Source organism: Gallicola sp. Sow4_E12, assembly GCF_052116305.1.
Taxonomy (GTDB): Bacteria; Bacillota; Clostridia; order Tissierellales; family Peptoniphilaceae; genus JBQKLI01.
The window spans coordinates 97,496-124,422 of the sequence record NZ_JBQKLI010000006.1 but is presented as its reverse complement, the minus strand read 5'-3'; the positions used below and the strand labels follow the sequence as shown (position 1 = coordinate 124,422).

Sequence of the window (26,927 nt, the reverse complement as noted above, 5' to 3'; positions counted from 1 at the left end):
ATCCGTGAATTCTCTACGCTTTCTTTTAGCCATATTCAGATTCTCCTTAGTCTTATTGTTTTAATTTTATATGACCTTAAGAAATCTGTCCAACTAAGTGTAACCTATCCATTTCAATACAAAATTTGCAAGACAATGAGGAGTGGAAGGCCTCCCAGAGGCAATTGCAAAGAAGTGGACTGCTTAAAAAGGATACTAAGGTAAGAATATCTTTTGCTTACTTGTTTAGAATTAAGGTAGATGGAAAATACTTGTTAGTACCTAATTCCAGAACAGGAAAATTTCAACCTGTTGGTGGAGCGTATAAATTTGAGGACGAGGAGAGAAAATATTTAGATGATGAATTCGCAGCAGAAGATGATGATTGTATACCTGTAAATGAAACAACGAGAAATGATTATAGGTTAAATATAAAAAATAAATATTTAAGAGATTTTATTAAGAGATTTAATGAGACTAAGTCAAGAGAGAATATAACAGATTTATCGAGAGAGTTTAAAGAAGAATTAATTAGAACTGACATATTAGATAAAAACATTTTTGAAGAGATAAAATATAGATATATAGGTCGACATATGACTGAAATTATTAGACATCATTTAAACCTGATGAATTGCTTTTAGCTGATATAGTAGAGTTGGAGTTATCTAAAAAGCAAGAAGAGTATTTGAAAAAAATATTAATCAATAAATCAGATAAGTATATTTTTGCTAATAGTTTACAGATAAAAAGTCAAGGTATGGAAATTGGAACTGAGAATTTACAAGATAATATAGCCAATCATACTTGGAAAATACTGACTGAAAATACAGATAAGTTAATTAAAAAAAGGGACAATCAAGAATTTTTTGTAAATTTAAAAAAATATAAGGAGTAATATATATAGAAAAATTTTACAGGAATAACAGAGAGAAAGGGCCTGGGGGCTGTAAATAATTTCTTGAGACGAGACTCTTTATAGATTGCGTGATATTTTAAGCTTCAGCCTATAATCTTTTTAGGATGCAGCTTTTCGCACAAAATTATTTACAGACCCTAATCTTATCTTATACTTGCCCTTACTTAATCGAGTTTAATGAATTTCCTAACTGTATTCCTTGATAGCTTAAACTTCCTCGCAGTTTCAGATATATTTCTATTCTTATGATAATATTCTTTAATCGATAAAATTAATTTTTCTTTTTCTTCTCTTTTTTGCTGAGCTATAACTTCTTTTTTAGTATAAGGCTTGAGAGTGTAGTATTGATGTCAAGAAAATAAGATGATGGGTTATAAGACTGTTGAAATCAATGGCTTTTAGGATTTTTAAGAAAATCTTAAAAGCCATTTTCTATTTGGAAAACACCTTTTGGGAACAGTTCAAGTGTAGATTATTGCAGGGTGTGTAGACACTATGGATATTTTAGGTGGAGTGAACAGGATGGATAATTTTAGGATACTCATCATATAATAAAAATGATATAATAGCAATTAAGTTGAATTAAGGAGATGATTATAATGAGTCCTTTAGTTGTATATTATTCATATTCAGGAATAACAAGAAGATTAGCAGAAGATATTGCGTTGATTACTGATGGAGATTTGAGAGAGCTGAAGCCACAAAAGCCTTATTCATTCTCATATAATACAGCTGTAAAAGAAGTGAGAGAAGAAATTGAAAAAGGATATTGCCCACCTCTTATTCAAGGGGCGGAAACTATTGAAAATGCAGAGGTGGTTTTTATTGGTTCTCCTAATTGGCTTAAAACTTTTGCCCCACCCGTGCTATCGTTTTTAAGAACGGTTGATTTAAGTGGAAAGACAATTATTCCGTTTTGCACGCATGGCGGAGGTGGTTTTGGGAGAATGATTGAAGATTACAAAAAGGAATGTAAGAATTCAATTATTAAAGATGGATTAGCGTTAAAAGGAGATTACAGTTTTGATGAACTAAAAACATGGTTAGATAGTAATTTATGAATCCCAGTTTATTAAACTCAAATAACCAAATAAAAGATACAAGATAGCAATTCACGAAGCAGTAAATCAAATCTGTTTACTGTTTTTTTATTGCTCAAAATTAGAAAGAAAGGACAAGGAAAATGAAAAACATAGAAGAAAAAATTTTAATGGCAGAAGAAGAAACCAAGCAGTTACAAAACAAAAGAAAAAAACTCATTTTCAGGCTATTTATGGAGGGGAAAAACAGAAATCAGATAGCCGTTTGTCTGAAAGAAAAAGAAATACTAACCCCAACCTTTTATATGAAATAACAAGACAGAGGAACAGCCAAAAGCAAACCTCTCAATGAAGAAAACGGATATAACTGGAACAAAGCAACCTTAACACGCATACTGAAAAGACAAGAGTACTGTGGCGATGCAGTCAACTTCAAGACCGAAAAACATTACCGAGATAAGCGAAACTACTATGTCGATAAAGATAAGTGGCAAATCACCCCCAATGTTCACGAGCCAATCATAGATAGAAGCACCTATGAAAATGTACAGCGGATATTAAAAAACGCACCTGTAAAAAGACCGAACGGAGACGGAGAAATTCACGCATTATCGGGACTGATGTATTGCAAAGATTGCGGTACAAAAATGCACATACGCACCATACACAAAAACGGAAAAGTACAGCATGTAACCTATTGCAGTGATTACGCCAAAGGCAAAGCTAAACACCCGAAATGCCATTCTCCACATCGTATTGATGTTGATGATGTTATGGAAAATATCACAGAGGTTTTGCGAAAGATAGCTAAATTTTTATTAGAAAGTAAAGAAGAGTTTGAAGCCTTGATAAAAAGCAGTCTTGCAAGAGAACAGACCGAAGAAATCAAGAAACAGATAAAGCGTATTCCACAAATTACAGACAGAATGGAACAGATAGAAAGAGTGGTGAATAAACTCTATGAAGATAATGCACTGGGAAATATTGAAACAAATCGCTATGAATTATTATCAAGAAAATATGCAGAAGAATATTACAGCTTAAAAGCGGAAAAAGAGAAAATAGAGGAACGCTTATCCGAATTTGAAAATGCAAACCAAAGAGCAAAGAACTTTATCAAACTTGCAGAAAGCTATTCAGACTTTGAAGAACTTACCCCTATCGCCATCAATGAATGTATCAATAAAATTGTTGTGCATGAGCGAGATGTCAAAAGAGCAAAATATGCCGTTCAGCGTATTGAAGTTTATTTTAACTATATCGGCAGATTTGAAAATGAACTCACAAAAGAGATAGATCCGACAGAACAAGAAATGATACAGGTGAGGGAAGAAATAGAAGAAGCAAAGAAAGAAAAATCACGAGCCTATCATAGAGAGTATTCAAAAGCATACAGAGAGAAAAATCTTGAAAAGTGCCGAGAGTATGAGAAATTAAAAGCAAGAGAATACAGAGCAAAAAAGAAACTACAAAGAGTAACTTAAAACTAAATATCAAACAAACAAAAGAGGTTTCATAATCACAGGAAATCTTTTTTTGTGCAAGTCGAAAGGAGGAACTATATGGCAGAAAACGAGAAAACAGATATTAAAGAAATACAGAAAGAACAACATCAAAAGCCTGATGGCATTCTTACAAAGAAGATAAATGGAAAGACCTTTGTTACAGAAATATATTTTGATAAAAACAGCAAAGAAACATTTCAAGATAAACTGTTAAAGGTAGTGCAATCAGAACAGAAATAATAAAAGAAAAAGATAATTTTTGTATCCAACTTTTCCGAATGTTCTGATGAATGCTTGAGGGTAAGTAGGAAATCTGACAGTGGGAAAAAGCCATTGAAAATGGTATAATATTAATCAAAATAGATAAATAAAATTAAATTTACAGGTGTGAAAAATGGACTTGATGAGATATTTAAAAGAAAATATGGTTTTCGTTCCGGAAGGTCAGGAGCTCATTAGAGATTTTGTTGATCCAATCAAGTGGATGAGTTCAGATTACAAAATGTCTATTCCCGGAACAAAAAAGGAAAAAATTGTGAAAGAAGAATTAGTGATGATTCAATCATTTTTATTGTTAAAAACACCTGTCACAAATGAATTGTATCATTATGTTATGGATATTGACTATGATATTCAAACAAAACATTTTCCGGTTGTAAATATCAGTTGGATGGATGCAATTCAATTTTGTAACTTGCTTTCCGAAAAACTTTCATTAGAAAAGTGCTATACATTCAATTCTGTTTCAGAAGAAATTGCAGTAGATGATTCAAAAAATGGGATTAGATTACCAAAAGATGCAGAATGGCAATATGCTTGTAGAGGAAATAGTGAAGGATATCGATACAATAATATTGAGGATATCGCTTGGTTTGAAGACAATTCTGATGGAAGATTGCATGAAGTAAAGACAAAAAAAGAAAATAGTTTTGGGCTTTTTGATATGATTGGAAATGTTTGGGAATGGTGTTTTGATTTCTATGATGAAGAACGATATGGAAACTATCGCATTTTTAGAGGTGGGAGCTTTGCAAGCGAAAAGAGAGCTTGTGGAGCCACTTCAAGGAGAAAGAGCTTTCCGGATTTTAGAATCGATGATTTGGGATTTAGAATAGCAAAAAATAATTTCGAGAGAATTAAGTGAAACATAAAGTATTGGAATCAAAAGATAAAACCAAAGTTGTACGAATTGAAGATGAGTCGATTGTAATATCAGATGAACAGTCATTTTTAGATTTGTTTATGACAATCGCTTATGAAACAGGAGAAAATAAATTTATCATTAGTAAAGATAATCTTACAGAAGAGTTCTTTCATCTCAGCAATAAAATCGCAGGAAATATTTTGCAAAAACTAATAAACTATAAAATGAAATTAGCAATTATAGGCGATTTTTCGAATCATGAGAGTAATGCCCTAAATGCCTTTATTTATGAATGTAATCAAGGGAATGATATATTTTTTGTTGAAAGTGAAATTGAAGCTTTAAATAGATTAAGTAACAGTTAGAATGATAAAATTTCAGCTCACATAACTAAGAATTTCATAAAATCTAACACAGGAACAGCAAATCAAATCGGTTTACTGTTTTTTTATTGCTTAAAATTAGAAAGAAAGGACAAGAAAAATGAAAAACATAGAAGAAAAAATTTTAATGGCAGAAGAAGAAATCAAGCAGTTACAAAACAAAAGAAAAAAACTCATCAGTCAGCAGAAAGAGAAAGCACGAAAAAAGAGAGATAGACGGCTTTATAAAAAAGGCGGTGTATTTGAAAGTATCTTTACCGAGAGCAAAGAATTAACCAAAGATGAATTTTATCAGCTCATCAGTTCTCTAAATCACAAAGAAGAAATTCGACAAAAAATCAAGAAAATCATAGCTAAGCGAGAAGAAAACGAAAACAAAAATATAGAAACACAGGAGGAAGTAACGGACATAGAGGAATAGTCCCTTGTTTACAAGGGCGCACTTATACACCCTAAAGGGTGTGTGCGTTCTCCGAAGGCTCTTGCAGAGAGCATATCAGCGTTCGCTGATACAGGGGAGCTACACTCCCCTACGGAAATAAATTTCCTACCCCTTGTGTACTTCCCAAAAGAAATCGGATAAAAAGCTATCCGATTTTTTTAGGAAGTCTTATCCATCGCCACATCAAAGTATCGGAAAAAAAGGAAGTGAAAGAAGATGTCTAGACTATGTTATGGCAATACCATAAGAGATGGAAGATTAGAAGTTCAGGAAAAAGAAGCTGAGAATATAAGAAAAATCTTTAAAAACTATCTTGCTGGCAACGCCCTTATAAAGTCAGCAGACCTTGCTGGACTAAAGAAAAACAGCTCAAGTGTAAAAAGAATCCTTACCAATAAAAAATATTTAGGAAATGAGATCTACCCCAAGATAATAGATGAAGAAAGCTTTGAAAAGGCAGGTCAAATGTTAAAGGAAAGGGCAGTGGCCATGGGACGAGTTTGGGAAAAGGAAGAAGAGATTATTAAAATTCCTTGTAAGTTTAGATATAAGGAGGAAGAGAGTTTGCCTCTAGATTCCTTTGAACGAGCGAGCTATAAGTATAGGTTAATCGAGGTGATAGATGATGAATAGCAAGGTCATAGTCATACCAGCTAAAAAGAAAAAAGGAAATTCCATCAAGGAATTAGGAAAGAAAAAACTAAGAGTGGCAGCCTATGCGAGGGTATCAACAGATAGCGATGAACAGGCAACTTCTTATGACGCTCAAGTAGACCATTACACAAATTATATTAAGAAAAACTTAGATTGGGAATTTGCGGGAGTATTTTCTGATGAAGGAGTTAGTGGAACTTATACCAAGAAAAGAGACGGCTTTAACAAAATGATTGAAGAAGCCATGGAAGGAAATATCGACTATATAATCACAAAGTCCATATCGAGGTTTGCCAGAAATACACTAGACTGCTTAAAATATATTCGAAAACTTAAAGAAAACAACATCCCAGTCTACTTTGAAAAAGAAAACATCAACACCATGGATGCCAAAGGAGAAGTTCTCCTTACTATTATGGCATCCCTTGCACAACAGGAAAGCCAGTCCTTATCGCAAAATGTGAGGTTAGGCTTTCAATATAGATTTCAACAAGGGCAAGTCCAAGTAAATCATAATAGGTTCTTAGGCTACACAAAAGACGAAGAGGGAAAACTTGTCATCGTTCCTGAAGAAGCAAAAATTATAAAAAGGATCTACAGAGAATACTTGGAAGGAGCAAGCCTACGAGATATAAAAGTAGGATTAGAGAAAGACAAGATAGTAAATGGGGCGGGAAATAAGAAATGGCATGTATCAAACCTCAATCAAATCTTAACCAATGAGAAATATATGGGAGATGCCCTCTTACAAAAGACTTATACAGTGGATTTTCTAAATAAGAAAAGAGTAAAAAATGATGGGATTGCACCTCAATATTATGTAGAAAATAGCCACGAAGCCATCATACCAAAAGAAATCTTCATGCGAGTCGGAGAAGAAATGTACAGACGAGCTAATATGGTAAGTGGCAAAGGAAAGAGAAGAATTTATTCCAGCAAATACGCCCTTTCAAGTATTGTCTACTGCTCTAAATGCGGGGATATTTACAGGAGAATTGCTTGGAATAACAGAGGAAAAAAGTACACCGTTTGGAGGTGTTGCACAAGAGTAACCCATGGACTAGAAGCATGTGAAGCAAGAACCATAAAAGAGACTGAGCTACAAGAGGCAGTCGTAGGAGCAATCAATCAGCTTATTTCTGAGAGCAGTGAATTAAAAGAAATAATAAAAGAGAATATTGAAAAAGCCATCACAGGTGATGGAATTAGTAGAATAGAAGTAATAGACAAAGAAATGCTGGCGGTTCAAGAAGAACTTTTAAAAGTTGCTAATGCCAAGAAAGACTACACAGAACTTGCAGACAGAGTGGAAGAGTTAAGGAATGAAAAGGAAACGATACTACTAACTGTGGCAGAAGAGAAAAATGAACAAAGCAGACTAATGGAATTAGAAGAGTTTTTAGAAAATCAGGAATTAGAAATAGAAAGCTATGATGAAGAATTGGTAAGGAAACTTATAGATAAGATAGTAATTTATGAAGAAAATTTAAAAGTAGTATTTAAATCTGGACTTAAGGTTGAAATAGAAAAATAGGCAGCTCTATATATAGGGCTGTTTTTGCTTTGTCTAGTAATGGTATAATATAAATAATAAATATTAGTGGAGGAGGTATATGGTTGAACTAGAAGAAATATTGGAATTGATAAATCTTAGGCAGGAAGGTGGGCACTGGGATTTTAAGAAAGAATGGTATAAATCTGATAAAAAAGGAAAGCAAGACTTACTTCATGATATTATTTGCATGTCTAATAATTTAGATAGTAGAGATGCTTTTATAATAATAGGTGTCAACGAAGAGGATAATTATAATGTTAGAGATGTAAGTCAAGACGATGGAAGAAAAAACACTCAAAACATAGTTGATTTTCTAAAAGACAAAAAATTTGCGGGTGGTTTAAGACCAACGGTATATGTAAAAAGATATCAAATATTGGGTAAAACAATTGATGTAATAGTGATATTGAATGACAATAACACACCATATTATTTGACAGATAACTTTCAGGGAATTAGGGCGAATTATATTTACACGAGAATTCAAGATACTAACACACCTATAGATAGATCAGCAGATTTAGATAAAGTTGAATATTTGTGGAAAAAACGATTTGGATTAACTCAAACAGTTTTAGAAAGATTTGAGATTTATCTTGAGGATTATGAAAATTGGAATGATGGTCCATATGGTGAAATGCAAAAGTACTACAAGTATTTTCCAGAGTTCACTATTGAATATAAGAGTGCTAGAGATGAAAGAGATGGGTATGAATATTATCTTTTTTCTCAAACAGATTCAAGACCACATTGGTATGATATAAAATTTAAATATCATCAGACATTATTGAAAGAATTAGGAGGGGTTTCTTTAGATGGAGGTAGGTACTTCACGCCTTGCCCAGAAATAGATGGAATTACATTAGACAAAAACAATAGCTTTTGTTGGGATTTTTCATATAGGTATTTTACGAAAGGAACTTTTTTTTACAAATTAAATCAGTTTTTCTTTTATCAAGAATCCTTTAGTGATGAGTTCTCTAGACAGGAATTCTTTGAAGTAGTACTATTATTTGAATCGGAAGAAGAGCGTATGGAATTTAAAGAATTTGTTAGGAATAGTTGGTATAAAAGAAAAGAATATTTAAAAAATGTACACATGCCAAATATTCCGGATTTTCCTCAGTACAAAGAGGGGGCATTTGTTGAAGAATATGAAAATGCATTAGTTCTCAATAAAATGTTAGAAGAATTTAGAAATAATTGAGAATAAATATATTTCAACTTACGAAGATTTTGGAAAATATAATTTTATCCATACTTACCACTCAAGCCCATTGCTAAATGATTTATTTGTTAATAAAGAATGATTTGAAAATACTACTAATGCAAGAAAATTTTATAAGATAATTGGAGGAAAAATGAGTAAAACTGCTGTACTAATTTATGATTCTTTTTGTAACTTTGAAATAAGCGTTGCGCTTGAAATTTTAGCACTTAATAATAGAAAAATTATTATATTTGCAAAGGATACTGAAGTTGTAATAAGTGAATAAGACCTAAAAATATTGCCTGATAAATCTATTTATGATATAGATATTGGTGAATTTGATAGTTTATTACTCCCAGGTGCAGCAGATATAGAAGCTGCTGTAGAAGATCAAGAAATAATAGAATTTATAAAAAAATTTAATGGGAAAATAATTGGTGCTATATCAATTGCTCCAATTTTGTTACTTAAGGCAGGAATTCTTAAGGGTAAGCCATTTATGGCAGGTGTAAACAAAGTAGAACTCTTAGAAGAAGGATTTTTGGAGTCAGATTTAACTGAAATGAAAGATTGGGATGAATGTATAGAAAACCCCATTGAAGAAGGTTATTTAAACTCAGAAAATATCCTTACATCTGTATCTTATAATTTTGTTAGGTTTGAAATACAATTTGCAAAAATGTTAGGCATTGATATAACGCCAAAAAGCTTTGGATTATAGTTTGATTTTTATAGAAATACAAGAAAAACCTAACTAGTACACAATAAGATTCTGTAACTAAATAGCTTGAATTTTTAGTCAAAATTGGTAGAAGTTGTAGAATGGAACCAATAGATTTTCAAAATATATTGGGAAAAGTGTTTCTAAATATAAAATCTATCGATAGAAATTGGTTTCTATGTATTAATTGATTAAGAAAATATTAAAACGTTATCCAGTGTATATGAAGTATTAATAAAAAGTGGATATATTCCCACATACGAGGGTTTTTAGAAATATTAAATTTTATCCATACTGACCACTCAAGCCATGTTGAGGCGGTAGCATTATTGTCCAAACTCGATGTCAATAATCATATAGAGGTTGAAATTGAGCTCAATTAGAGGTTGAAATTGAGCTCAATGAGATGGATTTGACAAGTGCTGAAAGTAAAGCAACATATGCTCAAATCAAGGAGTATGTATTAGAAAAATTTGGGCTAAAGGTTTCTACACTCTATATTGCACAGATTAAAAAGAAATGTGGAATTGTACTGAGGGAGCATTATAATAAATCGAAAAAAGATAAACAGGTTATTCCACAATGCACACCGGAAAAAGAGGAAGCCATTATGGATGCTTTAAGGCATTTTAAAATGATTTAGTAGAAATGGAGGATATTTATGAGGTGGATATTAAAAATAATCTTCTTTCCAATTAGCTTAATGTTAAGTATCCTCAATGCCTTTCTTACATTCTTGCTTGGCATAGGAACTGGATTGCTATATTTGCTGATGATGTTTTGTATATTTGGAGCCATAGCATCTTTTTTTACAAAAAGAAATTACATTGGTATAGAAGCATTGATTATTGGATTTTTAGTTAGTCCTTACGGAATACCTATGGTGGGAGCAGCTGTTATAGCGTTCTTAGAAGGTATAAATAGAAAAATAAGGTCAGTTTAAATCAAAGGATTGATAAATCAGAAAGAAGGTGATTTTTTGCGAACATACAAAAATAAAGAAGAACTAAAAGCTGAAATAGAGAAAACATTTGAGAAATATATTTCAGAATTTGATAATATTCCAGAAAATTTAAAAGATAAGAGAGCGGATGAAGTTGATAGAACTCCAGCAGAAAACCTTGCTTATCAGGTTGGCTGGACAAGCTTGGTTCTTAAATGGGATGAAGATGAAAGAAATGGGCTTCAAGTAAAAACACCATCGGATGAATTTAAATGGAATCAACTTGGTGCATTATATCAGTGGTTCACGGATACCTACGCTCATTTATCTCTGCAAGAGTTGAAAGCAAAATTAAATGAAAATATTAATTCTATTTATGCAATGATTGATTCGTTGAGTGAGGAAGAATTATTTGAACCGCACATGAGAAAGTGGGCTGATGAAGCGACTAAAACAGCGACTTGGGAAGTGTATAAGTTTATTCATGTAAATACTGTTGCACCTTTTGGAACTTTCAGAACTAAAATCAGAAAATGGAAGAAGATAGTATTATAAATTATATTTTTTAACTTTAAAAAATTTCATAAAAATGGTTACCAAAGGCGATAGAGAAAAACTATCGTCTTTTTCTTTGCAAATTTTAAGGGAGGAGGTGATGATGTGAACTTTGACTATTATAGTGACCCCCAAAATCCGGACACGGATTAAGGGGGTTTTTACATGATAAAAATTAGTTTAATAGAAAAATTGAAAATTATTAGAGAAAATGAAGAAGGTTATGGGTATAGATTTTTAGCAAATAAATACAATATTTCAAAATCTACTTTCTAGAGATCAGATCTTAGCGTTTATACTGGTGCCTATACTTTATAAATCATTTTAATAAAAAATATTTTTTCTCCATGAAAACTACATGAACTTTTGTTTATATTTAATAAGATATAAGCAGGAGGTGCAATTTGGAAAAACATAATCCAATCAAGATATTATTTGCAGACGATGATGCCGATATCCGACACATTGTCCGTACCCTTTTAGAAAATGACGGGTTTGAGGTTGTAGAAGCTGTCAATGGAAAAGATGCAGTGGAGAAGGCGAATGAATCCTTTGATCTGATCATTTTGGACATGATGATGCCTTATCAAGACGGAATCTCGGTTTGTGTGGAGCTTAGAAAAAGCTTAACCGTTCCGATTCTCTTTTTGTCTGCAAAATCACAGGATTCCGATAAAACTTTGGGTCTTGGAGCAGGAGGAGATGCCTATCTATCGAAGCCTTTCTCTTACGCTGAACTGGTTGCTCAAGTGAAGGCCATGATCCGGCGATATCATGTGTATCGAGGAAAAGATTCTATTGAAGAGCAGGAAGTGATTAAGATAAAAAATCTTGAGATCAACCCTATTTCAAACGAAGTATGGAAAGAGGGAGAAGAGATACAATTTACGGATCTTGAATACAGAATACTGCTTCTTTTTGCTAAGAACAAAGGACGCTTATTTTCGATTCAATATGTTTATGAATATGTATGGGATGAACCTTATTATTACAGTTCCAACAACAATGTGATGGTCCACATACGGAATTTGCGAAGGAAAATTGAAGAAGATCCGAAAAACCCGAAAATTCTTTTGAATGTCTGGGGGAAGGGGTATCGAATTGAATAGCCGTCAAAATCGTCTCGCTGGAGAATTAATGCTTTTGATCGTTGTAGGAATCTGTATCGGCACGCTGCTCTTTTTTGGTTTAAGGCAAGTCTCCTATACAATACTCGATAAAGAATTGTTCAACTGGTCTTCTATTATAAATCAAGAGAACAAGACAGTAAGAAGCCTTCAGAACTATATAAATGAAAATGATTTAGCTTTGGCTGATGTAGATCAGTTGGAGGTTCAAATGCTGGCAGAACCGGATGCTAATCTTGATAAAACGGATCCGGCCTATCCTGTTTATTTTAAAGATGGGATAGCACAGATGATCTCTTTCACAACTTATGAAAGTTATTATCGGGCGGCGGATACTGTATCAGCAGGGATCAGCTTTTTAGCTTTTCTGGGGATTGTTCTTTATTCTATTCGCCGAAAGCTGAAATATATAACAAAAATCGAATCGGAACTGAAAATTTTAGGCGGAGGAGACTTGACTTATCCGATTACGATAAAAGGAAAGGATGAACTTGCTTCTCTTGCAAAAGAAGTTGAAAGGATGCGCTGCGCCTTACTAGAGCGCCAGGAAACAGAGGAGGCGGCCCATGAGGCAAACCGAGGGCTGGTAACAGCGATGTCTCATGATTTAAGAACGCCTCTGACTGCTTTAATAGGATATTTGGAGCTGTTAAAGCTTGACTCGGACTATACGGAACAGCAGGGCAGTATCTGCAATTTGCCAGTCAAAAAGCAGAACATATAAAAACCCTTTCGGATCAGCTTTTTGCATATTTCTTAGTATCTCAGAAGGACTCGGAGAGCTTGTCTTTAACTCGGGTAAATGGTGCGAAGTTTTGGATACAGTTTATAGAAGAATTTCTTTTTGATTTAGAAATGAAGGGGTTCAAAATTGTACGGGAAGCAGAACCAATCCTTGGAAGCTTGGAGCTGGATGTAGATCTGATTCTTCGTGTCTTTAATAATCTGAGCTCTAATATTATAAAATATGCAGATTCGAAAGAAAGTATAAGAGTAAAGTGCAGGATTGAAGGAGAGAATCTTCATCTGGATTTTGAAAACCAGATTGGAGAAAAAGAGTCTATGGATAGCACTGAAATTGGGCTAAAAACCTGCGAAAAGATCATGAAAATGCATAACGGGACCTTTGCTTGGAGCAAAGGGGAATCTTTTACCGTAAAAATAAGTCTGCCATATAAACAAAAATAAAATCTTCATAATTCTTCAGATTTTCTATAGGGTGTTTTAATGGTTTTGAGGACTATACTTAAAACATAAAATAACAATAGAAAAAGGAGAAACACAAATGAATACAAAAAAAGTTATGGCAGTAGCACTTGCAGGATTATTATCAGTAGGGTTTCTTGCTGGATGCGGTACAAAAGACAAAAAACAGAATGCAAACAAACCCAACGCAGGAACGAAAGTGGAACAGAAGGCAAATCCTAAGAAAGATACGAAGTTTAAAACAAAGGATAATAAGAAAACAGAAAAGCCGGCAGACAAAGACAATAAGAAGGATGAAAAAAAGTCCAACACTCTTAACAAAACAGAAAAGAAAAACCTAAACAAAAAGAATCTTAACAAAGGCAATAAAAAAGATACGCCAACGACAGAAAATCAAAAAGACAGCAAACTAAACAACAATGAGAAAAAACAAAATAATAATTTAATAAATATCCTTCACATCCTTCACTAAAATCCACCCCTTTCTCAGGGTGGATTTTTATGTGGTAATTATGGGGGATATTCTAAAGCTATAATAGGGATACAGGACTTTTTGCAGAGGGGAGACTGGTTTATCCATGATATAATAAATATATTACAATGAACTAGAAGAGGATAAATATGTTTAATCAAAAAAAGATCGACATAAAATATAAAATGATAGCAGGTATGTTCATAGCCCTTATAATTCTAACAGGATTATTTTTTCTTTATGTTTCTGACTATTATTCAGCGGCAGAGGAAAGTATAACAGAAAGCAGCAGGGAAGGGGTTCAAGTTTCCGCAGAAGATGACATGCTGATTGCTGATCCGGGAAATGCAAAGAAAGCTTTGATCTTTTACCCAGGAGGAAAGGTAGAATATAAAGGGTACGGACCCTTAATGACTGAAATTGCAAAGGAAGGAATTCTTTGTGCCGTTCCAAAGATGCCTTTTCACTTAGCGGTATTTGACATTAACAAAGCAGAAGAAATAATAGCAGAATATCCGAATATAGAAGAATGGTATATCGGAGGACATTCCTTAGGAGGAAGTATGGCTGCAGACTATGCTTCTAAAAACAGCGAGAAATTGGAGGGGGTAATACTTCTGGCTTCTTACTCTGCTTCGGATATTTCCACTGAGGAACTTGAGGTTCTAAGTATCTATGGAGATCGGGATCAAATATTAAACCTCGAGGCCTATGAGAAAAACAAAGAAAATCTTCCTGAAGATTTTACAGAAATTGTTTTAAAAGGAGCAAATCATGCAGGCTTTGGCAATTATGGACCTCAGTCTGGAGACGGGAAGGCAGAGATTTCTTCAAAAGAACAGCAGATATCAGCGGGTCAGTCTATCTCCGATTTTATCCTAGAAACTAAATGAAATCAGTAAAAATAATAAAAAACGCTTTTATTAGAAAGAGCGTTTTTTTATTTATTAAAAAAACGGATAATTGTAAGCTGTTTCCAATTTTCACCTCCAAGAATGATATAGACTAAAGGAGATTCGTGATAAAGGCTCCTGAATTGGGTAGAAAATTATTACAGGTGGATAAAACTTTTACTTTTCGTAAATAAATATATAGAAGGAGAGGATTATGAAAATTACGATAGGCGACTATTTGATTAATAGATTAAAAGAATTAGGAATAAAACATATTATAGGACTGCCGGGTGATTTTAACCTTCAGTTTTTAGAGCAGATTAATAAAGCGGAAGGAATAGAATTTTCCGGAGCCTCCAACGAATTAAATGCGGCCTATGCTGCAGACGGCTATGGAAGAGAACACGGGATAGCGGCTCTTTGTGTAACCTACGGTGTAGGAGATTTAGGAGCTATTGCAGGGGTTGCAGGTTCTGCAGCAGAACACGTCCCTGTTATTGTAATTACAGGAGCACCTCCTCTTTATGTAAAAAGACACAATTTCAAAGTGCATCACAGCTTGGGAGATGGAGATTTTTCGAATATCACAAAGACTTATGAAGAGTTTACAGCTGTTCAGACAACGATTACCCAGCAGAATGCAGAAGAAGAGATCGATCGAGCTTTAAGAGCAGCACTTCGTTACAAAAGACCGGTTAATATAAAAATCCCTTCGAATCTTTCCTACTATTGTATCGATGTGAAAAATGAACCTCTTTTGCCGGGATCTCACGCCAGCGATGAAAAGAGCCTTGAGGAAACAGCAAAGGCGATACTTGATCTTTACCAAAAAGCCGAGAATCCAGTAGTTCTAGTGGATATGGATGTGGATCGTTTTGAAGTTGCAGAGGAAATGATAGAATTTGTAGAAAAGACCCAAACACCATTTGCTCAAATGACAACGGGAAAAGCTGTGTTAGATGAAAATCATCCTCTGTTTATCGGAACCTATAAAGGAAAAGATACAAAAGAAAATGTAAAAGAGAAAGTCGAAGAGGCGGATTTTGTCCTTTCCGTAACACCTCGATTTATCGAGTGGAACTCTGGAACCTATACAGATAATCTGCCGCAAGAATACTTGGTTTGGATGGATAAAGACCACACCTTTATCGGCGATAAAGTTTACGAAGGAGTGGATATTAAAGATCTGCTTCGAAAAGTCCTTGAACAGGCAGAAGAAAGTGCTGATAAAAAGAATCTAAATTCGAAACAAGAACATAAATTTGAGTTCGAACCAGAGAAGAACATAAATCATGAAGATTTTTGGAAGCGGATTCAAGGGTTTCTAGAAGAAGAGGATCTGATATATGCAGAGACAGGTACTGCAAGCCAAGCCGCAGGAGGACTAGTTATGCCAAAGGGAGCGAAATATATAGCTTCCTTGATCTGGGGAGCTATCGGTTATACACTGCCTGCTCTTTATGGAAGCCTTTTAGCAAATCCAGACAGAAGGCAGATTCTCTTCATAGGAGACGGTTCTTTTCAAGTAACAGCCCAAGAATTATCGAGAATTCTGTATAACGGCCTGAATCCTATTATTTTCTTAATCAATAATGATGGCTATACGATCGAAAGATATATTTTGGGAATGAATAAAGCCTATAATGACATTCCGATGTGGAATTATCATAAACTGCCGGATCATCTTATTCAAGATAATAAGATGCTGACATTCGATGTCCGCACCCAAGGAGAATTGGAGAAGGCATTAGAAGAGGTCGAGAAGGCATCCCATGGAGCCTTTATAGAAGTCCATTTCGACAAAGAAGATGCTCCAGAAGCTCTTAAAAAGTTCGGTCCTGCTGTTGCAAATTTCAACTTTGGGGAAAGAGGACTAGAAGATATGGATGAAGAGGAAAGAATAGAAGAATAGAAAAGGGACAGCCTTAGAATGAATATTCTAAGGCTGTATTTCCATAAGGGCAGAAAGTGCTGGCGGAAATGAGTTTCGGCAATAAATTCAGAAAAGAGGGAGAACGAGAGCATGGAAAAGAATATAAAGAAAGAAATTCAAGAAGCAATTCTAGCGGCAGAGAAGACTCTAGAATATCTAACGATAGCAGAAAGGGATTTAAAAAGTGCTAAAAACTGGGGCTTTTTTGATATGGCCGGCGGCGGTTTTGTCACTACAATGTTCAAACGAGGTAAGATGGATCATGCTGAAACAGCACTATCGAATGCAAGAGACTCTATGAAGAATCTTAGAAAAGAATTAACAGACGTGGATGAAGTAATTGGAGTAGATTTGGAAATCGATGATTTTATCAGTTTTGCAGACTTTTTCTTTGATAATGTATTTGTAGACTGGATGGTACAATCTAAAATTAATATAGCCCTTGCGCAAGTCCGAGAGGGCATAAGAAAGTTAGAGGAAGTACGCAGAGAACTAGTGGGGATTGAGGAAGAGATGAGTTAGGATGATTGTGCTGAAAGGCCTAAGACAGCGTCTAGAAGATTGTTTTTTGAAAGAAAAGGGTTTTCAAAATAGAATGAAAGACTTCAAAACGGGGAAAATAACGGGAAATAATACAAAGACTTATAGTCAAAACGCAGAAACCTTGCTATAATGGTATTTAAGGTATCTGTTTGAAAAGATACTGTTTTGAGCTTTTATAAGAAAAAAGGTATGATTTTAGGAAAAGGATTTTACATTTTGCCGGAAATAGTCTTCGACAGTCGTACATATTTCTTATTTATCTTTTGTCTAAAAATCTATTTATTTTTTAAGTAAGACCTCAAATCACACCAATAAAACAATTTTAAAGGAGAATATTATTATGGGCGGAAATAACGCAGTTTTAGGAAGAAATACGGAAAATGCACCACAATTTGATTCAAGTTCACAAACAGTTGCATTCTCACACTACAACAACTTTTCAGCACAATTGCCAATCGATCCAAAAACAGGCAAATTAGTTGAGGGGGGAGTGAAGGAACAAGCAGAACAGTGTTTTAAAAATATTAAAGCTATCGTTGAAAGTATCGATCATGTAATGAGCGATGTAATCAGAATTTCAATTTTTGTTACAGATATCGAAGATATCAATGCTGTTAACGAAGTTTATAAATCCTACTTCCCAATCTACGTTCCTACTTTAACTACAGTAGCGGTAGATGCACTTCCAATGGATGCAATGGTACAAGTAGATGCACAAATTTCTTGTGGAGAAGGTACCATTCCTAACGAACCTCAAGCTGGAGATTTAATAAAACTTGTAAACCATACAGACAATGCACCATCATTCCCTCTTGCGACTCAAGTTGTTGCCTTCTCACATTATACAAATGTGACAACTCAATTGCCAGTATGTCCTAAGACAGGAAGAATCCTTTCTGATGATGTAAAAGCACAAGCTGCACAATGTTTAAAAAATATTAAAGCAATCCTTGAGAGCGTTGATGTTCCTTTGGATGATATTGTAAAAATTACAGTATTCCTTAAAGACTTAAATGACATAGATGCTGTAAATGAAGTTTATACAACATTCTTCCCGGATTCTGCAATTGCTAGAGCCGTAGGATATTTCCCTGCAAGAACTGTTGTAGAAGCAAAAGCATTACCTTTGCAAGCATTAGTTTCTATGGAAGCGGTTGTTTCTTACGGAGACGGTACTCCTCCACAAGCTATTGAAGACAGACATGGACTTATCTTAGAAGCGAATAACACTGATAAAGCTCCTAAATGCCCAGTTTCTACACAATCAGTAGCATTCTCTCACTACAACCATATTTCTGCACAGCTTCCAGTTGACGCTTCAACTGGAGAAGTTGTATCTGGCGGCGTGAAGGAACAGGCTGCACAATGTTTGCAAAATATTAAAGAAATCATTGAAAACGTAGACCATGTTATGGAAGACGTTGTAAAAGTAAATGTTTATCTTAAAAACATCGGCGATATCGATGCTTTAGAAGAAGCTTATAAAGAATTCTTCGCAGAGGGAACACCTGCAAGAAGAATTGTTGGAGTAGCAAATCTTCCTAAAGATGCATTAGTACAAATCGATGCAATCGTTGGAAACGCTGAAGGAACTCCGCCAATCGTATAATAAAAGATCAAAAAACTGTCTCTATATAGAGGCAGTTTTTTTGTGGAAAATTTCAAAAAAAGGTTTTGGGTAAATCAATTATCAAATTATAGCGTTAAGGAAAAAATAGTGTTATAATTAATCCTAGAAGATAAAAGTTTAACAAACAATTGGTTAAACTAGACATACAGATCATTTTTCTGCATGAAGACTTGTAAATATGAAAGGATTAGTCAGATGGAAATGAATATGGATCTTGCGAAAAAAATTGTGGATGCTTGTTATGAAGATGCAAAGAAAAAAGGACTGGATATGGTTTTTGCTGTGGTCAATAAACACGGCGAACTGTTAGCTTTTAACCGTATGGATGAGGCGTTATTAGTTTCAACAAAACTTGCCGAAAATAAGGCCTGGACAGCGGTGGCATTAAAAATGTCAACTGCTGAATTAAATCTTTTAATTCAGCCAGGCGGCGAATTTTATGGACTTCAAAACTTTCAAGATGGAAGAGTAGTGCCCTTCGCAGGAGGAATTCCACTGAAGTCAGGTGATAAGATCATTGGTGCAGTAGGAGTCAGCGGCGGAAGCGGAGAGGAAGATGCTGGAGTATGCCAAGCAGGAGTAGATTATTTCAATTCTTTATAGGGCAAAGCCGTCTTTTTGAAGGCGGTTTTTTTATGTAGATAGGAAAAAAACTGTTTTATAAACGAGGGGAAAAGTCTATTTTAAAAAAGGAAGGTTGAGATATGGAATATTCTGGTAAAATACCCTCTGCTTTCGAATATAACTCTTTGAGGCTTCGATCTAAAATCGGAGGAACAAAATCATTAAAGAATATTGAAACTGCACTGAGAAACTCTCTTTTTCTAGTGAGTGTTTATGAAAAAGAACAATTCATAGGAATGGGGAGAATTGTAGGAGATGGAGGAATTACATTTGCTGCGACGGATATTATGGTAGATGAAGCTTATCAGTGTCAGGGAATCGGCAAAGAGATTATGGCTCGAATCGACGAATGGTTTGACAACAACACTTCTACAGACAGCTATATTATGCTGATTGCAAATAAGCCAGCAGATGAATTTTATAAGAAGTATCATTTTAAAAGTATAGATGAAGACAAGACAGGAATGCTTAGGGATAGGAAAGAAGATTAAGAGTGTTTTATTTTGATTTATTTAGCAGCCCTTTATACAACAGCTTTTTGATAGAGCTGTTTTTCTTATTATGATATACTGATAAGACTTGATTTTGAGTGTGATGCTTAAATCTAAGATACTGAGAAAAAGGACGAGCAGTATATCTAAATAAGAGGGTGGAAATGATGATAGGACTAGGAACGATAATCAATACGATAGCTATAGTATTGGGAGGGGTTGCAGGAGGAGTGTTCGGAAAATATATTTCGAAGGATATTCAAACGACTCTTGGGAAAGCCTGCGGAATCAGTGTTCTTTTTATAGGAACCGCAGGAGCTATGGAAGGAATGCTGCAGATAGAAGGCAATTTTATTACAAGCGGGAAATCCATGGTTGTGGTAATCAGTATTGTACTGGGAGCGTTTATCGGCGAGCTGATAAATATAGAAGGATTGTTTGAACGTTTCGGAGAATGGCTAAAATTCAAAACAGGAAACGGGGAGGACAGCAGTTTTATCGAAGCTTTTGTTACAGCTTCTCTTACAGTCTGTATCGGAGCGATGGCTATTGTAGGATCGATTCAAGACGGGATACTGGGTGACTATTCTATACTTGCCACAAAAGCGGTCCTCGATTTTATTATTATTATGGTGATGACTTGTTCTTTAGGAAAGGGATGTATCTTTTCTGCAATTCCAGTAGCTTTTTTTGAGGGAGGAATGACTCTTTTAGCCCGTTCTATAAAACCTGTCATGACAGAGGCTGCTTTGTTTAATATTTCCTTTATTGGCTCTATTTTGATCTTCTGTGTAGGTCTCAATCTTGTGTGGGGGAAAAAGATTCGTGTGGCAAATTTTCTGCCTGCCATCGTTGTCGCAGTGGTATTAGCGTTTCTGTAAAGAAAGAGCAGGTTAAAAAAAGACGGCGTAAGCTGTCTTTTTTTATTTCAAGGGTTTTTGAATCGGATAGATTTTTTTCATTCAAAACAAGGGAGGCCTTATGACAAAGATTCCTAAAGGAACAAAAAGAAAAGAAAATGATTGAGCCTTTAGCTTTTTTAAAATCAGGGAAAAATCTGGTAGTTTTGTAAAGTTGTCTTAATAAAAGACAATTAGTACGAAAATCAAAAAATAGGTTACAATAGAATAAAAGTACACTTAGAAAACTTTAAGCTGAAAGAATATGCTGAAAGTTTTCTTTTTCTTAATGGAGTATGATATGAAAAAAGATTTAACAACTGGAAATATAAGAGGAACACTTCTTGCCTTTGCGGCGCCGATGATACTGGGGAATCTCCTGCAGATATTTTATAATGTGGCAGATAGTATTGTAGTAGGGCAGTTTATAGGCCCTAATGCGCTGGCCGCAGTGGGGTCGGCTTTCACGCTGATGACTTTTATTACCTCTATTTTGATCGGTCTTTGTATGGGAAGTGGAGCGGTGTTTTCTTTTTACTACGGGCAAAAAGACAAGAGGAGTATGAAAGGGAGTATTCAAATATCCTTTCTTTTTATCGGGATAATCAGTTTGATCGTGACGGGGATTTCCATTTATTTTACCGATGAGATTCTACAGCTGCTTCAGATTCCGCCGGAGGTTATGGAAGGAATAAGGGAATATATTTCGATTATTTTTTATGGAATATTCTTTGTTTTTCTATACAATTATTATGCATATCTTTTACGGGCTGTGGGAAATTCTGTGGTACCATTATCTTTTCTGGCGGCTGCAGCAGTTCTTAATATTATACTGGATATTTTATTTATAGTCGTTTTCCGCTGGGGAGTTGGAGGAGCAGCGATTGCAACGGTTGCAGCACAGGTCGTTTCTGGTATAGGGATTATGATTTATACTTTTATATGGGAGCCGGAGCTCCGGATTCCTATAAAATTCTATTTCGATCTTGGAGCAGGTAAAAAGATTCTTTATTTTTCCCTAGCAGCCTCTTTTCAACAGTCGGTAATGAATTTTGGGATACTTTTAGTTCAAGGTTTAGTCAACAGCTTTGGTCCTCTTGTGATGACGGCCTTTGCTGCAGGGGTTAAAATAGATGCCTTTGCCTATATGCCGGTTCAGGAATTCGGCAATGCTTATTCCCTATTTGTTTCGCAAAATTATGGCGCCGGAAAAAAAGAGCGGATAGAAAAGGGAACATTAATTTCTGTTAAAATGGTTCTTCTTTACTGCGGGATAGCTTCTTTCGTGATCTTTCTTTTTGCGAAATATCTTATGATGATCTTTATCGGACAGGAATTTAAAGAGATTATCGATATTGGAGTCCTTTATCTTCGGATAGAAGGGGTATTTTATATTGGTATCGGGCTGTTGTTTTTGTTCTATGGTTATTTTAGAGGAATTCAGCGGCCGGAGATTTCTCTTTTATTAACGATAATTTCTTTGGGAACTCGAGTATTGCTGGCTTTTATATTATCGGGGATTTCTGTTATAGGAGTCTGGGGGATATGGATAGCGATTCCTATCGGCTGGATTTTAGCGGATACAGTAGGTCTTATCAAAATGAATAAGATCGATAAAGAATTTGAAAAGGGTGAATAGTATGTGGATTAAAAATGTAAAATTAGAGAAGGGCTTTTATAAAGAACAAGGATTAATAACTTCTACAATAACAGAACTTGTGGATCTTTATATAGAAGATGGAAAAATTGTGAAAATCGAAAAAAGCGGTAAGGCAGAAGGGAAAGCTTTGGATGCAAAAGGATATCTTGCTTTGCCGACACTTAAAGACAATCACGTTCATTTAGACAAAGGACATTTCGGCGGTCCTTGGAAAGCTGTAATTCCAATGAGTTCAGTGGCGGAAAGGATTAAAGAAGAGGAAGAGTTTCTAGAAGACTTTTTGGAAGATACACCAAAAAAAGCTCAGGCTTTAATTGATTTGATTACGGGTTTCGGAGCAACTTATCTTCAGGTACAGGTAAATATAGACCCTGTTATAGGTCTTAAAAATTATCATCTTGTGAGAGAAGTGCTAGAAAACAATCGTCACAAACTAGACTTTGATATGGTTGCCTTTCCCCAGCATGGAAACCTGAAGACTTATGAGGAAGGATTTTTAGTAGAGGCATTAAAAGAAGGAATCGAAATCTTAGGCGGCTTAGATCCTGGCAAGATCGATAAGGATATTGAAAAATCATTGAAAGTTTCTTTTGATCTGGCTAAAAAATACAACAGACCTCTGGATTTTCATCTTCATAGTCCTGGTTCTCTTGGGATCTACGAAATAGAGAGGATTTTCAAGTATATTGAAAACTACAATATGAAGGGAAGAGTTTCGATCAGCCACGGCTTATCCCTGGGAGACATAAGTTTTCATGAAGGACAGAAAATGGCGAGGAAGTTTAAGGAATACGGAATTTCCATTAATACCACACAGCCTTTAGAAAGACCCGCCCTTCCCTTTATGCTGTATATCAACGAGGGGGTACAAGTAAATGTAGTTAATGATAATATTAACGACCATTGGAGTCCTTTTGGAACAGGCGATATTATCGAAAAGCTCAATACTGCCTGCCAGATCCACGACTTTAATGATGAATATTCGATCTCGAGGACATTAAAGGCAGCCACTGGCGGGATTACGCCTTTAGATGATCAAGGAAATCAAATTTGGCCTAAGATTGGAGATTCTGCGGATATTTTATTTGTAAAAGGTGAATCTTCGGCTCATGTGATCGCAAGAAGGATTCCAGAAAGAGTGGTATTATTCAAAGGCGAGTTTGTAAAGGGAGAATTTGAAAACTAAATAAGATTTCACATTGACAGCATCTTTATTTTAAAGATGCTGTTTTCTTTGCTATATAAGGGATAGAAGAGTTATGGTGTTTCGGAGCTTTTCAGTATATATAGAGATGAAAGGATAGAGTGGTTTTTTTGTGAGGAGAAAAGAATGATGATATTTGCCTTTCTTTATGATAAACTTTTTATTGCATTTGTAAAATCGGATAATTATCCGGACTAGTTCGAGAACTTCCTAGTATAAAAAACCAAGTATCTCAAAAATGAAAGGAGATTAGAGAATGAATGCACGAAAGGTTATTATTGATTGTGATCCTGGTATAGATGATGCACTGGCATTAATGCTGGCTGTAAAATCAAAAGAATTAGATATATTAGGAATTACAACGGTATGCGGCAATGTAGATGCCCACAAAGGAGCTGAGAATGCTCTAAAGATTTTAAAGAAGATGAATCGAGAAGACATTCCCGTATATATCGGGGAGAACAAACCCTTAAAACGAGTATATGTGGATGCGAGAGATACCCACGGACAAGACGGACTTGGAGAGACAGAAATATCATTAGGGGAAGAATCAAAGCTTTATAAAGATGGAGCAGGGTTTATTCGAGATCAGCTTGAGATTGCAGCAGCTTCTGGAGAGAAGGTATCCATTATTGCCTTAGGCCCTTTAACAAATATTGCTAAGGTATTAGAACTTTATCCGGATTGTTTAGAAGGGCTGGATGAATTTGTATCCATGGGCGGAACCTTTAAAAGCCATGGAAACTGTTCTCCTGTTGCAGAGTACAATTACTGGTGCGATCCCCATAGTGCAAAGATTGTCTATGAAGCATTTTCAAAGAAAGATAGCTTAAAAGACAAGCTTATTTATATGGTCGGACTGGATGTGACCCGAAAAATTGTATTGACTCCGAATATTTTAGAGTATATGAAAGATTTGAATGAAGACTTGGGAAGTCTGATCGAAGAAATTACAAGATTTTATTTTAATTTCCACTGGAAACAAGAAGAGGTTATCGGCTGTGTGATTAACGATCCTCTTGCTGTGGCTTATTTTTATGACAGATCTGTCTGCGAAGGCAGACCTTTTTACACCACGATTACGACAGAAGGGGAGTCCATCGGCGAGTCCATCGTTGATGAATTCGATTTTTGGAAAAGACCGAAGAATTCTTTTGTCTTAGAAAAAACAAAGCCTTTGAAATTTTTCTCTTTATTTATAGAGAAGGTTTTTGATTGTAAAAAGGAAGAAATAGAGCCGATATTAAAACAGATTATAGCTTCAGAGGAGAATTAAAATGAAAAATAATAAAACGCTAAAAATTACTATCGCAGCCCTTGCTGCTGCCATCAATATTGTAGGGGCAAATATTGCCTTAGTCTTAAAACTGCCGATTTATTTAGATGCTATCGGAACGGTATTTTCCGCAGCTCTACTAGGTCCTGTATATGGGATGGCAACAGGTATTATTGCTACAGGTATTAACCAAATTACGGATCCTTTTGCGATCTGGTTTATGCCTTCGAATTTGATCACAGCAGTGATGGCAGGCGTGATTTTTAAGAAATTTTACAAAAGTTATAAATTTTCTCCGAAGCTTTTTGTGATTGCATTTATTGTAGCAATACCAGGAACGATTATTTCTTCGATTACCGCAGCTTATCTTTTTGGCGACATCTTCCGGATCTTCCATTATCGTTCAAATTTTAAGCAAAATGGGCGTCGGAATGGTGCCTTCTGTATTTATTACTCAGGTATTTACGGATTATTTTGACAGGCTGTTGGCTTTATCTTTGACACTGTTGATTATTAAGGTACTGCCTTCAAGCTTAGTTCGCAAGGTAAAACAATAATGGAGAGATACAGCAGAATTTTAAACAAAACAGCCAGGGAGATCGTACTTCTCAAAGGGCGTCCTTGTGCCTGGGGGAAATGCACTTTCTGCGATTATATCGAGGACAATTCAAGGGATAAAGAAGAGATGATTTCTTTGAATAGGGAAGTTCTTTCTAAAGTCACAGGCGAGTTTGGGGTGTTAGAAGTGATCAACTCCGGCAGCTGCTTTGAACTTCCCAAGGAGACTTTGGCTTATATAAAAGAGATTATTATAGATAAAAAAATCAAGAAACTTTTTTTAGAATCCCACTGGATGTATCGAAGCAAAGTAAAAGAGATGCGGGATTATATGGGAATTCCTATCGTTTTTAAAATCGGGGTAGAAAGTTTCGATAAAAGGTTTCGAGAAGAGTTTTTAAAGAAGAATGGTGATTTTGATTCCTATAAAGAGGTTTTGGAATACTTCGATTCCCCTTGCCTTTTAGTGGGAATCAAAGGACAGTCAAAGGAGATTATAGATAAAGATATACAGCTATTAACAGAGCATTTTTCCCATGGTACAATTAATGTTTTCACAAATAACAGCACTTCTATAAAACGAGATGAAAAATTAGTAGAGTGGTTTGTAGAAAAGTATGAAGATCTCTGGAATGATCCTAAGGTTGATGTCTTATACGAAAAAACGGATTTTGGAGTAGGGGATTAATAGAATAAACACCGATATCAATGTTATTTATTTAAGATATGGGTATAAATACTATTAAACGGAGGTGTTTTTTCATGAATAATGAAATCAATGTATTAAAACAAGCTTATCAAAATGAGATCGAAGGTTATGAATTTTACAGGATGGGTGCGGATTCTACCGACAACAAGGAAAACAAGGCTGTATTTGAACAACTAGCCAATGAAGAACTTCTACACGCCGACTACTTACTAGACTTAGCAGATAAACTAGGCGGCAGAAAAGCAGAATTGGAATTAGATATGGCGGAATTCAAACCAACAGAGCCGAAAATTTATAACTGGGCCCGCTTTGACGACACACAAGCAAAACGAGCTATGACAATTTTCAACGTTGCTAGAGGATTGGAAGAAGATGCAATTCGTTTCTATGAAGAAGCTTATGCAAATTCATCTAATGAAGAAGCAAAACAAATTTATAAAATTTTAATTGCTTGGGAAAAAGTCCATTATAAACAATTTGATGAGCAATATAGATATTATAGAGATCAGTTCTTAAAAATGTTAGAAACAACTGCATTTTAATAAAAAAAGCCGCATGAAATATGCGGCTTTTCCTTGTTTTTCGACAGAATTGAAATGAATTATCCCAGGGAAGAAAAAATGAAGTTTAAATTTAAAAAAGAAAAAAAGCT

General features: G+C 35.0%; 31 protein-coding genes, 2 pseudogenes and 1 riboswitch. All 33 genes and pseudogenes read left to right on the top strand.

The window, feature by feature from the left end; all coding sequences use genetic code 11:
- Positions 1–164 precede the first annotated feature (164 nt).
- The 33 genes and pseudogenes from ACTQ46_RS04910 to ACTQ46_RS04750 all read left to right on the top strand — a co-directional run bounded on the left by ACTQ46_RS04910 (position 165) and on the right by ACTQ46_RS04750 (position 26,817).
- Positions 165–623, top strand: coding sequence for a hypothetical protein (locus tag ACTQ46_RS04910; RefSeq protein ID WP_441747804.1), 459 nt, complete (start codon positions 165–167; stop codon positions 621–623).
- Complete coding sequence (locus ACTQ46_RS04905) at positions 614–877, top strand: hypothetical protein (protein ID WP_441747803.1); 264 nt, start codon at positions 614–616, stop codon at positions 875–877. Before ACTQ46_RS04910 ends, ACTQ46_RS04905 begins: the two co-directional genes overlap by 10 nt.
- A gap of 620 nt (positions 878–1,497) precedes the next feature.
- Positions 1,498–1,959: a flavodoxin gene (locus ACTQ46_RS04900; RefSeq protein ID WP_441747802.1), complete on the top strand. Its 462-nt coding sequence runs from the start codon at positions 1,498–1,500 to the stop codon at positions 1,957–1,959.
- A gap of 191 nt (positions 1,960–2,150) precedes the next feature.
- Positions 2,151–3,422, top strand: a pseudogene (locus tag ACTQ46_RS04895) (DUF4368 domain-containing protein); the annotation flags it as partial.
- A gap of 78 nt (positions 3,423–3,500) precedes the next feature.
- Complete coding sequence (locus ACTQ46_RS04890; RefSeq protein ID WP_021675738.1) at positions 3,501–3,683, top strand: transposon-encoded TnpW family protein; 183 nt, start codon at positions 3,501–3,503, stop codon at positions 3,681–3,683.
- 154 nt (positions 3,684–3,837) lie between these two features.
- Positions 3,838–4,587 carry a formylglycine-generating enzyme family protein gene (locus ACTQ46_RS04885; protein ID WP_441747801.1) on the top strand — a complete coding sequence of 250 codons (750 nt, stop codon included), beginning with the start codon at positions 3,838–3,840 and terminating at the stop codon, positions 4,585–4,587.
- The gene (locus ACTQ46_RS04880; RefSeq protein WP_441747800.1) at positions 4,584–4,952 is read left to right on the top strand and encodes a DUF4180 domain-containing protein; all 369 of its coding nucleotides are present in this window, start codon (positions 4,584–4,586) and stop codon (positions 4,950–4,952) included. Before ACTQ46_RS04885 ends, ACTQ46_RS04880 begins: the two co-directional genes overlap by 4 nt.
- A gap of 118 nt (positions 4,953–5,070) precedes the next feature.
- Positions 5,071–5,391 (top strand): DUF3847 domain-containing protein, encoded by a 321-nt coding sequence (locus ACTQ46_RS04875; RefSeq protein WP_441747799.1) that lies wholly within the window; start codon positions 5,071–5,073, stop codon positions 5,389–5,391.
- Positions 5,392–5,628: 237 nt separating this feature from the next.
- The gene (locus ACTQ46_RS04870) at positions 5,629–6,045 is read left to right on the top strand and encodes a recombinase family protein (RefSeq protein ID WP_441747798.1); all 417 of its coding nucleotides are present in this window, start codon (positions 5,629–5,631) and stop codon (positions 6,043–6,045) included.
- Positions 6,038–7,600 (top strand): recombinase family protein, encoded by a 1,563-nt coding sequence (locus ACTQ46_RS04865; protein ID WP_441747808.1) that lies wholly within the window; start codon positions 6,038–6,040, stop codon positions 7,598–7,600. The genes ACTQ46_RS04870 and ACTQ46_RS04865 overlap by 8 nt, the downstream gene beginning before the upstream one ends.
- 79 nt (positions 7,601–7,679) lie before the next feature.
- Positions 7,680–8,828, top strand: coding sequence for an AlbA family DNA-binding domain-containing protein (locus ACTQ46_RS04860; RefSeq protein WP_441747797.1), 1,149 nt, complete (start codon positions 7,680–7,682; stop codon positions 8,826–8,828).
- A gap of 154 nt (positions 8,829–8,982) precedes the next feature.
- Positions 8,983–9,117 carry a hypothetical protein gene (locus tag ACTQ46_RS04855; protein WP_441747796.1) on the top strand — a complete coding sequence of 45 codons (135 nt, stop codon included), beginning with the start codon at positions 8,983–8,985 and terminating at the stop codon, positions 9,115–9,117.
- Positions 9,118–9,129: 12 nt separating this feature from the next.
- Positions 9,130–9,552 carry a DJ-1/PfpI family protein gene (locus ACTQ46_RS04850; protein WP_441747795.1) on the top strand — a complete coding sequence of 141 codons (423 nt, stop codon included), beginning with the start codon at positions 9,130–9,132 and terminating at the stop codon, positions 9,550–9,552.
- Positions 9,553–9,860: 308 nt separating this feature from the next.
- Positions 9,861–10,195, top strand: a pseudogene (locus ACTQ46_RS04845) (23S rRNA (uracil-5-)-methyltransferase RumA); the annotation flags it as partial.
- Positions 10,196–10,213: 18 nt separating this feature from the next.
- Positions 10,214–10,495, top strand: coding sequence for a CD1845 family protein (locus tag ACTQ46_RS04840; RefSeq protein ID WP_441747794.1), 282 nt, complete (start codon positions 10,214–10,216; stop codon positions 10,493–10,495).
- Positions 10,496–10,531: 36 nt separating this feature from the next.
- Positions 10,532–11,050: a ClbS/DfsB family four-helix bundle protein gene (locus tag ACTQ46_RS04835; RefSeq protein ID WP_441747793.1), complete on the top strand. Its 519-nt coding sequence runs from the start codon at positions 10,532–10,534 to the stop codon at positions 11,048–11,050.
- A 404-nt stretch (positions 11,051–11,454) separates the two neighbouring features.
- On the top strand, positions 11,455–12,159 hold the full coding sequence (locus ACTQ46_RS04830) for a response regulator transcription factor (protein WP_441747792.1): 705 nt from the start codon (positions 11,455–11,457) through the stop codon (positions 12,157–12,159).
- Positions 12,152–12,901, top strand: a complete 750-nt coding sequence (locus ACTQ46_RS04825) for a histidine kinase dimerization/phospho-acceptor domain-containing protein (protein WP_441747791.1) — start codon at positions 12,152–12,154, stop codon at positions 12,899–12,901. The genes ACTQ46_RS04830 and ACTQ46_RS04825 overlap by 8 nt, the downstream gene beginning before the upstream one ends.
- A 59-nt stretch (positions 12,902–12,960) precedes the next feature.
- The gene (locus ACTQ46_RS04820) at positions 12,961–13,365 is read left to right on the top strand and encodes a sensor histidine kinase (RefSeq protein ID WP_441747790.1); all 405 of its coding nucleotides are present in this window, start codon (positions 12,961–12,963) and stop codon (positions 13,363–13,365) included.
- 97 nt (positions 13,366–13,462) lie between these two features.
- The gene (locus ACTQ46_RS04815; RefSeq protein WP_441747789.1) at positions 13,463–13,855 is read left to right on the top strand and encodes a hypothetical protein; all 393 of its coding nucleotides are present in this window, start codon (positions 13,463–13,465) and stop codon (positions 13,853–13,855) included.
- Positions 13,856–14,004: 149 nt separating this feature from the next.
- Positions 14,005–14,748: an alpha/beta hydrolase gene (locus tag ACTQ46_RS04810; RefSeq protein WP_441747788.1), complete on the top strand. Its 744-nt coding sequence runs from the start codon at positions 14,005–14,007 to the stop codon at positions 14,746–14,748.
- Between the two features lie 214 nt (positions 14,749–14,962).
- Complete coding sequence (locus tag ACTQ46_RS04805) at positions 14,963–16,660, top strand: alpha-keto acid decarboxylase family protein (RefSeq protein WP_441747787.1); 1,698 nt, start codon at positions 14,963–14,965, stop codon at positions 16,658–16,660.
- Between the two features lie 111 nt (positions 16,661–16,771).
- Positions 16,772–17,203, top strand: a complete 432-nt coding sequence (locus tag ACTQ46_RS04800) for a hypothetical protein (RefSeq protein ID WP_441747786.1) — start codon at positions 16,772–16,774, stop codon at positions 17,201–17,203.
- 361 nt (positions 17,204–17,564) lie between these two features.
- Positions 17,565–18,833 carry a Rid family hydrolase gene (locus tag ACTQ46_RS04795; protein WP_441747785.1) on the top strand — a complete coding sequence of 423 codons (1,269 nt, stop codon included), beginning with the start codon at positions 17,565–17,567 and terminating at the stop codon, positions 18,831–18,833.
- Positions 18,834–19,049: 216 nt separating this feature from the next.
- Entirely contained in the window at positions 19,050–19,457 is a 408-nt protein-coding gene (locus tag ACTQ46_RS04790; RefSeq protein ID WP_441747784.1) for a GlcG/HbpS family heme-binding protein, read from the top strand.
- Positions 19,458–19,558: 101 nt separating this feature from the next.
- Positions 19,559–19,969, top strand: a complete 411-nt coding sequence (locus ACTQ46_RS04785) for a GNAT family N-acetyltransferase (protein WP_441747783.1) — start codon at positions 19,559–19,561, stop codon at positions 19,967–19,969.
- A gap of 164 nt (positions 19,970–20,133) precedes the next feature.
- Positions 20,134–20,850 (top strand): DUF554 domain-containing protein, encoded by a 717-nt coding sequence (locus tag ACTQ46_RS04780; protein WP_441747782.1) that lies wholly within the window; start codon positions 20,134–20,136, stop codon positions 20,848–20,850.
- 319 nt (positions 20,851–21,169) lie between these two features.
- A complete protein-coding gene (locus tag ACTQ46_RS04775; RefSeq protein WP_441747781.1) occupies positions 21,170–22,507 on the top strand; it encodes an MATE family efflux transporter in 1,338 nt (445 codons plus the stop codon).
- 1 nt (position 22,508) lies between these two features.
- Entirely contained in the window at positions 22,509–23,714 is a 1,206-nt protein-coding gene (locus ACTQ46_RS04770) for an amidohydrolase (RefSeq protein WP_441747780.1), read from the top strand.
- Positions 23,715–23,920: 206 nt separating this feature from the next.
- Positions 23,921–23,965: riboswitch (PreQ1 riboswitch) on the top strand.
- A 23-nt stretch (positions 23,966–23,988) separates the two neighbouring features.
- Positions 23,989–25,008, top strand: a complete 1,020-nt coding sequence (locus ACTQ46_RS04765) for a nucleoside hydrolase (protein ID WP_441747779.1) — start codon at positions 23,989–23,991, stop codon at positions 25,006–25,008.
- 1 nt (position 25,009) lies between these two features.
- The gene (locus ACTQ46_RS04760; protein ID WP_441747778.1) at positions 25,010–25,486 is read left to right on the top strand and encodes an ECF transporter S component; all 477 of its coding nucleotides are present in this window, start codon (positions 25,010–25,012) and stop codon (positions 25,484–25,486) included.
- A 78-nt stretch (positions 25,487–25,564) separates the two neighbouring features.
- Positions 25,565–26,254, top strand: coding sequence for a radical SAM protein (locus ACTQ46_RS04755; protein WP_441747777.1), 690 nt, complete (start codon positions 25,565–25,567; stop codon positions 26,252–26,254).
- A 74-nt stretch (positions 26,255–26,328) separates the two neighbouring features.
- Positions 26,329–26,817 (top strand): ferritin-like domain-containing protein, encoded by a 489-nt coding sequence (locus ACTQ46_RS04750; RefSeq protein WP_441747776.1) that lies wholly within the window; start codon positions 26,329–26,331, stop codon positions 26,815–26,817.
- The last annotated feature ends 110 nt before the right edge of the window (positions 26,818–26,927 follow it).

Coding starts and splice junctions, on each gene's coding strand:
- ACTQ46_RS04775 (WP_441747781.1), top strand. CDS start 21,170: ATGAAAAAAGATTTAACAACTGGAAATATAAGAGGAACACTTCTTGCC.
- ACTQ46_RS04815 (WP_441747789.1), top strand. CDS start 13,463: ATGAATACAAAAAAAGTTATGGCAGTAGCACTTGCAGGATTATTATCA.
- ACTQ46_RS04765 (WP_441747779.1), top strand. CDS start 23,989: ATGAATGCACGAAAGGTTATTATTGATTGTGATCCTGGTATAGATGAT.
- ACTQ46_RS04890 (WP_021675738.1), top strand. CDS start 3,501: ATGGCAGAAAACGAGAAAACAGATATTAAAGAAATACAGAAAGAACAA.
- ACTQ46_RS04750 (WP_441747776.1), top strand. CDS start 26,329: ATGAATAATGAAATCAATGTATTAAAACAAGCTTATCAAAATGAGATC.
- ACTQ46_RS04870 (WP_441747798.1), top strand. CDS start 5,629: ATGTCTAGACTATGTTATGGCAATACCATAAGAGATGGAAGATTAGAA.
- ACTQ46_RS04760 (WP_441747778.1), top strand. CDS start 25,010: ATGAAAAATAATAAAACGCTAAAAATTACTATCGCAGCCCTTGCTGCT.
- ACTQ46_RS04805 (WP_441747787.1), top strand. CDS start 14,963: ATGAAAATTACGATAGGCGACTATTTGATTAATAGATTAAAAGAATTA.
- ACTQ46_RS04785 (WP_441747783.1), top strand. CDS start 19,559: ATGGAATATTCTGGTAAAATACCCTCTGCTTTCGAATATAACTCTTTG.
- ACTQ46_RS04900 (WP_441747802.1), top strand. CDS start 1,498: ATGAGTCCTTTAGTTGTATATTATTCATATTCAGGAATAACAAGAAGA.
- ACTQ46_RS04780 (WP_441747782.1), top strand. CDS start 20,134: ATGATGATAGGACTAGGAACGATAATCAATACGATAGCTATAGTATTG.
- ACTQ46_RS04790 (WP_441747784.1), top strand. CDS start 19,050: ATGGAAATGAATATGGATCTTGCGAAAAAAATTGTGGATGCTTGTTAT.
- ACTQ46_RS04810 (WP_441747788.1), top strand. CDS start 14,005: ATGTTTAATCAAAAAAAGATCGACATAAAATATAAAATGATAGCAGGT.
- ACTQ46_RS04840 (WP_441747794.1), top strand. CDS start 10,214: ATGAGGTGGATATTAAAAATAATCTTCTTTCCAATTAGCTTAATGTTA.
- ACTQ46_RS04800 (WP_441747786.1), top strand. CDS start 16,772: ATGGAAAAGAATATAAAGAAAGAAATTCAAGAAGCAATTCTAGCGGCA.
- ACTQ46_RS04755 (WP_441747777.1), top strand. CDS start 25,565: ATGGAGAGATACAGCAGAATTTTAAACAAAACAGCCAGGGAGATCGTA.
- ACTQ46_RS04875 (WP_441747799.1), top strand. CDS start 5,071: ATGAAAAACATAGAAGAAAAAATTTTAATGGCAGAAGAAGAAATCAAG.
- ACTQ46_RS04855 (WP_441747796.1), top strand. CDS start 8,983: ATGAGTAAAACTGCTGTACTAATTTATGATTCTTTTTGTAACTTTGAA.
- ACTQ46_RS04865 (WP_441747808.1), top strand. CDS start 6,038: ATGAATAGCAAGGTCATAGTCATACCAGCTAAAAAGAAAAAAGGAAAT.
- ACTQ46_RS04795 (WP_441747785.1), top strand. CDS start 17,565: ATGGGCGGAAATAACGCAGTTTTAGGAAGAAATACGGAAAATGCACCA.
- ACTQ46_RS04885 (WP_441747801.1), top strand. CDS start 3,838: ATGGACTTGATGAGATATTTAAAAGAAAATATGGTTTTCGTTCCGGAA.
- ACTQ46_RS04770 (WP_441747780.1), top strand. CDS start 22,509: ATGTGGATTAAAAATGTAAAATTAGAGAAGGGCTTTTATAAAGAACAA.
- ACTQ46_RS04860 (WP_441747797.1), top strand. CDS start 7,680: ATGGTTGAACTAGAAGAAATATTGGAATTGATAAATCTTAGGCAGGAA.